The sequence below is a fragment of the uncultured Muribaculum sp. genome, assembly GCF_910583865.1.
Lineage (GTDB): Bacteria > Bacteroidota > Bacteroidia > Bacteroidales > Muribaculaceae > Muribaculum.
The window spans coordinates 21,375-28,328 of sequence record NZ_CAJTYX010000037.1 but is presented as its reverse complement, the minus strand read 5'-3'; the positions used below and the strand labels follow the sequence as shown (position 1 = coordinate 28,328).

Annotated in this window: 7 protein-coding genes; all 7 read left to right on the top strand. The window is 48.1% G+C overall.

Features of this window, described 5'->3' with window-relative positions; genetic code table 11:
- A partial coding sequence (locus QZ303_RS08490) for an RHS repeat domain-containing protein (RefSeq protein ID WP_295731680.1) occupies positions 1-686 on the top strand: 686 nt, incomplete at its 5' end.
- Complete coding sequence (locus QZ303_RS08485) at positions 662-1,084, top strand: hypothetical protein (RefSeq protein WP_295731678.1); 423 nt, start codon at positions 662-664, stop codon at positions 1,082-1,084. The genes QZ303_RS08490 and QZ303_RS08485, both read left to right, overlap by 25 nt.
- A gap of 6 nt (positions 1,085-1,090) precedes the next feature.
- Positions 1,091-1,726, top strand: coding sequence for a hypothetical protein (locus QZ303_RS08480; protein ID WP_295731676.1), 636 nt, complete (start codon positions 1,091-1,093; stop codon positions 1,724-1,726).
- Between the two features lie 7 nt (positions 1,727-1,733).
- Entirely contained in the window at positions 1,734-3,716 is a 1,983-nt protein-coding gene (locus QZ303_RS08475) for an RHS repeat domain-containing protein (RefSeq protein ID WP_295731674.1), read from the top strand.
- 4 nt (positions 3,717-3,720) lie between these two features.
- Positions 3,721-4,302, top strand: coding sequence for a hypothetical protein (locus QZ303_RS08470; RefSeq protein WP_295731672.1), 582 nt, complete (start codon positions 3,721-3,723; stop codon positions 4,300-4,302).
- Between the two features lie 7 nt (positions 4,303-4,309).
- Positions 4,310-6,256, top strand: a complete 1,947-nt coding sequence (locus QZ303_RS08465) for an RHS repeat domain-containing protein (protein ID WP_295731670.1) — start codon at positions 4,310-4,312, stop codon at positions 6,254-6,256.
- On the top strand, positions 6,253-6,735 hold the full coding sequence (locus QZ303_RS08460; protein WP_295731668.1) for a hypothetical protein: 483 nt from the start codon (positions 6,253-6,255) through the stop codon (positions 6,733-6,735). The genes QZ303_RS08465 and QZ303_RS08460 overlap by 4 nt, the downstream gene beginning before the upstream one ends.
- Positions 6,736-6,954: the final 219 nt, after the last annotated feature.

Genomic DNA, 6,954 nt, shown 5'->3' with positions numbered 1-6,954 from the left:
CACTGACACCGCATATGGATTATGCCTACTGCGGCAACTACGAGTACCGCAACTGCAGCCTGTCGCGTATCGTCACTCCTGTGGGCTACTACGAAGGAGGCCACCACCACTACCTTCTCAACGACTATCAGGGTAACGTGCGGTGCGTGGTCTCCGACACTCTGCGCCTTGTCAGCGCCGTGCACTACTATCCCGGCGGCTCGCTCTTCGGCGAGGAGTACGGTACGCCCGAGGACAAGCCGCTCTTCCAAGGCTCACACCTCGAGAGCTATGGCCGCCACTCCTTCTACGACCTTCTCAACCGCCACTACGACCCCGTCCTCTGCCGCTTCACCTCCATCGATGCCCTTGGCGAAAAGACCCATGGAGTTTCCCATTACGTGTATTGCCTCGGCAATCCAGTGAGATTCATCGACCCAAACGGCTTGGAGGTTACTCCATATGAAGGAGCTTTGATGAGTTGGGCTGTATATAAAGATAAGTTCTATGACGATGTAATGGATGAATTAAAGGAATATGGTTGGATTGAATCGAGGCATAACTCTCAGATAAGAATGAATCATCCTCTTAAAACCGGCATTGGTATGCAATCGATGCTATTTGAAAAAGTTGTCGATGGTGATGTCAAGGAATACGCGTATGTGTATGCCGGTACCAATTCATGGGAAGATGCCGTGGAGGTGTAGGCCTTTCCCCACAAGTCGGTCGGGCTGTTGAAAATGCCATGGCATTGGTTTCGGAATTAGGAGGAAAGGAATTGACTTTTACCGGTCATTCTCTTGGCGCAATTTTAGCTGCTGCTTCAAGTATGGTGACGGGAAAAAAAGCCATTACATATAATCCGGCTGCAATTAGTCATGCATCAAGGTTATTTCATGGTCTAATAGATGATAGTAAGATTGAAAACTATATCTCTGTCGGTATTAACTTTATGGGAAGAAGTGTCGCTATAGATCCAATAACTTATATTCAAAACGAATTAGGAATTTATGCTCCGGGAATGAATCACTGTATTCCGGTAGGTATTCAATGGCCATGGGATTATCATAGTATTAGTGTGATTTGTAAATCATTAAAACCATAATTGAGAATGAAAAAACTAGTATTCTTATTTATATCAATGGTCATAATGTGTTTGACTGGGTGTGTCCATATACATATGACACATTTGTCTGATGAGGATTTGGAATGGGTAAAATCCATATATGTGCATTCTCCGATTAATTTTGTGTCCGATTCCGATAATCTCAACGATGTTAAGTATGTAAAAATATTTATACATAATTCTAAGGATCGATTCTTCTTCAGTTCCGCTCTGAATACAAATTATGAGGCTAATGCCGGCTATTATTTTGATATAGAGAGTGACCGGGGAGAATTGGACGGCTTTTTCTTGATAATGCGAAAGGTCAAGTCGGATATATTATGGTTTAAAGCAGACTGTGGTGCCCGATTTACAGCATATAACGGTGATGAATATGAACGAATGATCCCATTGTTGCCCCGGGATTTTAGTATAAATCATAGACTGTTTGATAACTGTGTGGTTATTGATTCTACCAATTCGGCATATAGCAGTCATTGGAAATACAATCCTAATAACCGTATTGAGAAATTTGTAATAAGCAAGGAGCATGGACTGATCTACTATAAGTTTGAGGACGGGGAGGAATTCTTCAGGCAGGACTTGCTGCCCGATTCCATTCAGATGAAAAACCAACCATAGGATGAGTATGAATGACTTGCGGTTTGGAACGTCCGGATTGATGTGGCTTGAGACCCATTACACGCCCAAGGAACGGCATCGTGACGTGTACGATTACGGTCTGTGGCGCGGCTACACTTACACTTACGACGGGGCGGACAGGTTGGTGTCGGCGGTTTACGGCGAGACGGGGAGCCGCCGGGCGACGCTCATCGCCGAGTCGCCGGACTATTCGGAGTACCGCACCTACGATGCGGGTAGCAACCTTGCCAAGCTCAAGGCCTGCGGCCTGACCGACCGTCAGCGGGTCACGAACCGGGAAACGAAGCTGACGTTCGGCCCGGTCAAGGATATCGTTTTCGAGAATCGGGGAGCGCAGATGCTGTCGGCAACGATAGCGCCGAACCCGGCCACGGTCTTGACGATGGACAACTCTGTGATCGGCGCATTGAAAGAGAGCAAGAGCGTAGGCTTCAACTACGATGCCGCCGGCCGCCTTGTCGAGGACGGCCTGCGCGACGAGAGCTTCACCTACGACCGCTGCGGCAACCCCTCTGTTGCTCAATACTCCACCGGACGTGCGATAGACTATCTGGCCAAGTATTCCTACGATGCCACGGGTGTGCTGCACAAGCGCTCGATGGCCTACAACTACGAATTAATCTATAAACGTGATGAGCCGCTCGTGCCGATTTATCCCGACTCCTTACGACCGGGGTATCATTATCCATGGGACAGTCTCCCTCCTCGTCTCGACTCAATCATAACCCCTCGCCCTGTCTTTCCGTCGCCGGTCGGAGCGCAGCCGGCTCTTTCGGGCAGTTCCTCGCCCCAAGCGATAAGCGTACTTTGGCCTCCGGGCAATCGTCGCGACAGCCTTGGTAGAGTCGATGACATTCTTGCACGGACCCCGCATATGGACTATGCCTACTGCGGCAACTACGAGTACCGCAACGGCAGCCTGTCGCGTATCGTCACCCCTGTGGGCTACTACGAGGGCGGCCGCCACCACTACCAGCTCAACGACTACCAGGGGAACGTGCGCTGCGTGGTCTCCGACACACTGCGGCTTGTCAGTGCCGTGCACTACTACCCCGGCGGCTCGCTGTTCGGCGAGAGCCACGGCTACTGGCAGGATGGGCGCCTGTTTCAGGGGGCGCAGCTTGAGAAGAGCTACGGCCATGCATTCTACGACCTGCTCAACCGCCACTACGACCCCGTCCTCTGCCGCTTCACATCCATCGACGCCCTTTCGGAGAATGCCCGTGGTGTCTCCGGCTACATCTACTGCCTCGGTAATCCCGTACGATTCATCGATCCCACCGGTCTACAGCCGGATGAGTATGAATCCGCCCTTATGTGTGGAGCCGTGTATCAAGATAAGGATTATGCTGATTATTTGGATGAACTTCAAAAAAGGAATTGGATAGTTTCTGAATTCCCGACTGGTATCAGAATGAAGAGTGGTGTTCCGGGCAAGGATGGATTTCAGTCTATGCTGTTTGAGCGTAAGCAGAAAGACGGCTCGATGGAATATGCGTATGTATATGCTGGAACGGATTCGTTTGAAGATGTACTTGAGGATATTATACAGTTAGTAGGGATTGCTCCACAATACGATACTGCAGTCAATAATGCCCGTAAGTTAGTTGATGAACTACCGATAGGAACTGAAATTACATTCTTGGGACACTCATTAGGTGGTGGATTAGCGGCTCTTTCAAGTATGGTAGCATCTAAACCTGCAATTACTTTTAATCCTGCGGCACTCAGTCTACTAACACAGTTGCATTATGGAGTGTTGGGTGACTATAATTCACCTATTACTAATTATGTAGCTATTGGCCCATATTTCAATAATTTTCCGTTGGTTAAAGACCCTTTAACGGATTTTCAGGATAAAATCGGGTTGAGTTCTCCTGGAAGAAGGATATATGTGCCTGTCGGAAAACTTAGAGCATGGCATTACTATCATAGTATTAATGTAATGGTTGATCATTTAAAACCCTAAAATAATGAATAGACTGCGTTATTATGTAATTTCAATAATAGTATGTGTATGCCTTAATGGATGTATCTATACTCAGATGACTCACCTTTCGGATGAGGAAATAGAGTGGATAAATGTATATGACAACGGAGAATACGTATTATTTGTCTCTAATGTTGGTAATACTGACACATTGTCCATTAAAGAGGTAATGTTATTTAACAGTAGAAATCCGTTTTATTTTAGTGAAGCAGGAGGGTCTATGTATAGAGCCAATGGCGGATATCGGTTTATCCTTAACCATAATATGGAAAAGTTTCAGGGGCTTGCATTTTTCGAGAAAGAATTGGATGATTCATTGTATTTCAGATTGACTTTGGGAAAATCATCTCTAAAATATCCAATGAATACATGTGATAAAGAAATCTTAGTCATGGATTCTACAAATATAGCTTATTCTGAATATGGATATGACATTCCGAATAAGGTAAAAGAGGGCGTATGGAGCAAGGAGTACGGATTGATTTACTATAGGTTCGAGGATGGGGAGGAATTCTTCAGGCAGGACTTGCTGCCCGACTCCATTCAGATGAAAAACCGACCATAGGATGAGTATGAATGACTTGCGGTTTGGAACGTCCGGATTGATGTGGATTGATACCTACTCAACGCCCAAGGAACGGCATCGTGACGTGTATGATGACGGGCTGTGGCGCGGCTACACTTACACTTACGACGGAGCTGACCGGTTGGTGTCGGCTGTGTACGGCGAGACGGGAAGCCGCCCGGCGACGCTCATCGCCGAGTCGCCGGACTATTCGGAGTACCGCAGCTACGATGCGGGGAGCAACCTCGCCGCGCTCAAGGCCTGCGGCCTCATCGACCGTCAGAGGGTTTCGAATCTGGAAACGAAGCTGTCGTTCGGGCCGGTGAAGGACATCGTTTTCGAGAACCGTGGGGCGCAGATGCTGTCGGCCACTGTAGCGCCTAACTCGGCCACGGTGTCTACGATGGACAACTCCGTCATCGGTGCCCTGAAGGAGGGCAAGACCGTGGGCTTCAACTACGATGCCGCCGGACGCCTCGTCGAGGACGGCCTGCGCGGCGAGAGCTTCACCTACGACCGCTTCGGGAATCCCTCTGTTGCACGATACTCCACCGGGGACGATGACGACTATCTGGCGAAATACGCTTATGATGCCACAGGTGTGCTGCACAAGCGCTCGATGGCCTACAACTACGAATTAATCTATAAACGTGATGAGCCGCTCGTGCCGATTTATCCCGACTCCTTACGACCGGGGTATCATTATCCATGGGACAGTCTCCCTCCTCGTCTCGACTCAATCATAACCCCTCGCCCTGTCTTTCCGTCGCCGGTCGGAGCGCAGCCGGCTCTTTCGGGCAGTTCCTCGCCCCAAGCGATAAGCGTACTTTGGCCTCCGGGCAATCGTCGCGACAGCCTTGGTAGAGTCGATGACATTCTTGCACGGACCCCGCATATGGACTATGCCTACTGCGGCAACTACGAGTACCGCAACGGCAGCCTGTCGCGTATCGTCACCCCTGTGGGCTACTACGAGGGCGGCCGCCACCACTACCAGCTCAACGACTACCAGGGGAACGTGCGCTGCGTGGTCTCCGACACACTGCGGCTTGTCAGTGCCGTGCACTACTACCCCGGCGGCTCGCTGTTCGGCGAGAGCCACGGCTACTGGCAGGATGGGCGCCTGTTTCAGGGGGCGCAGCTTGAGAAGAGCTACGGCCATGCATTCTACGACCTGCTCAACCGCCACTACGACCCCGTCCTCTGCCGCTTCACATCCATCGACGCCCTTTCGGAGAATGCCCGTGGTGTCTCCGGCTACATCTACTGCCTCGGTAATCCCGTAAAATACCGGGATTCAAACGGCTTGAATCCAATCTATTCTTTGGACGGGGACTTTCTTGGTACGGATGATTATGGTTTGCAGGGAATTCCATATATAATGGATCGGGAAAATTTCGAACAAGGAATGTCTTTCAGGGATGTTATGAAATATAGCGTCTCTGACGGAATACCGGATGATATATTCGGTAAAGTGACCGCCCATTATTCACTGTTGCCTCAAAGGCCTGATTACGACGGTTTTGTTACAATAACAGAAGGAATAGCATGGGCAAAAGCAAATCCGGATGCACTCTTACATCCTACTCCAGACAATTCTCTCTACATCAAGGCTTCGGAATTGGATTTCGGGGATGTTTCATCTTCGGAATTGAGGCTTGGAAAAAAAGAATCGATTGATTTGTTCAGTATAAATAATGCATGGGCATCAATAATGAATGCTAGATTGCGGGCTTCGGTATATGCGCTTGGAAATGGTAGTGTTATTTTATTAGATAAAGCAACTCGAAGTGTTAGAATCGTGAATGATAATGCTACTGATTATGACTGGAATGAGGGTGGGTCGTTTAAAAGGAATACTGCTATTAAAATTAACAATTGGTTGTTCGATTTGGATGCTCAATCAGATGGCTTCAAAGTATATTATCACGGAATAGGAAGATTGAATCAATGAAACCAAAGCAACGGATATTAAAAAGGATATTGATTGCTGAGCTGATGATAGTCGGGACGGTATTGAACCTGGCGATATTACTATTAGGTTCAATGTGGCTTTTCGATTGGGTATTTCCCGAATTGTGGGGTTCCCATAATTTGGGTTGCAATCTTTATAAATTGGATGGAGACAATAGTATCGTTTATGGAACGCTATTTGACGGAAGGTCATGTACGATGGGTGATGAGATTGTCCCATCAAGTGCAGACTGTCAAAATTCTGAATATGTCAAGGAATACAAATTCGATAAGTCGAGCATCATAGTACTGACCGATAACAAGCAGACGGGAGAGCATAAGTATTACATAATCTCCAAGGCATTCGATCCGGAATATACCAATGATGTCGTGATCCGGGCGCGTTATTTGTGGGAATTCACTGACAGCGCCGAGTTCATTGCCCGCTGCGAAAGGGATTCCATCGCCCTGCGCTTTTAGAATAGTGATGTATGTCGGACGGGTGTCTGATTAAGGCATTATGTCGTGGCGGTAAAAGCACGAGTGAGAAGTGTTGATGGCTTAAAATGTTAAAACCGCCATTCCTGTGCTTGCCGGATGAATGGAGAGTGTTAAAATCGGGGAGGGTGAGGAAATTTTTGGTTAAATAATTTGTGAGAATGAAATAAAGGAGTAACTTTGCGGCATACTAATTTGTCA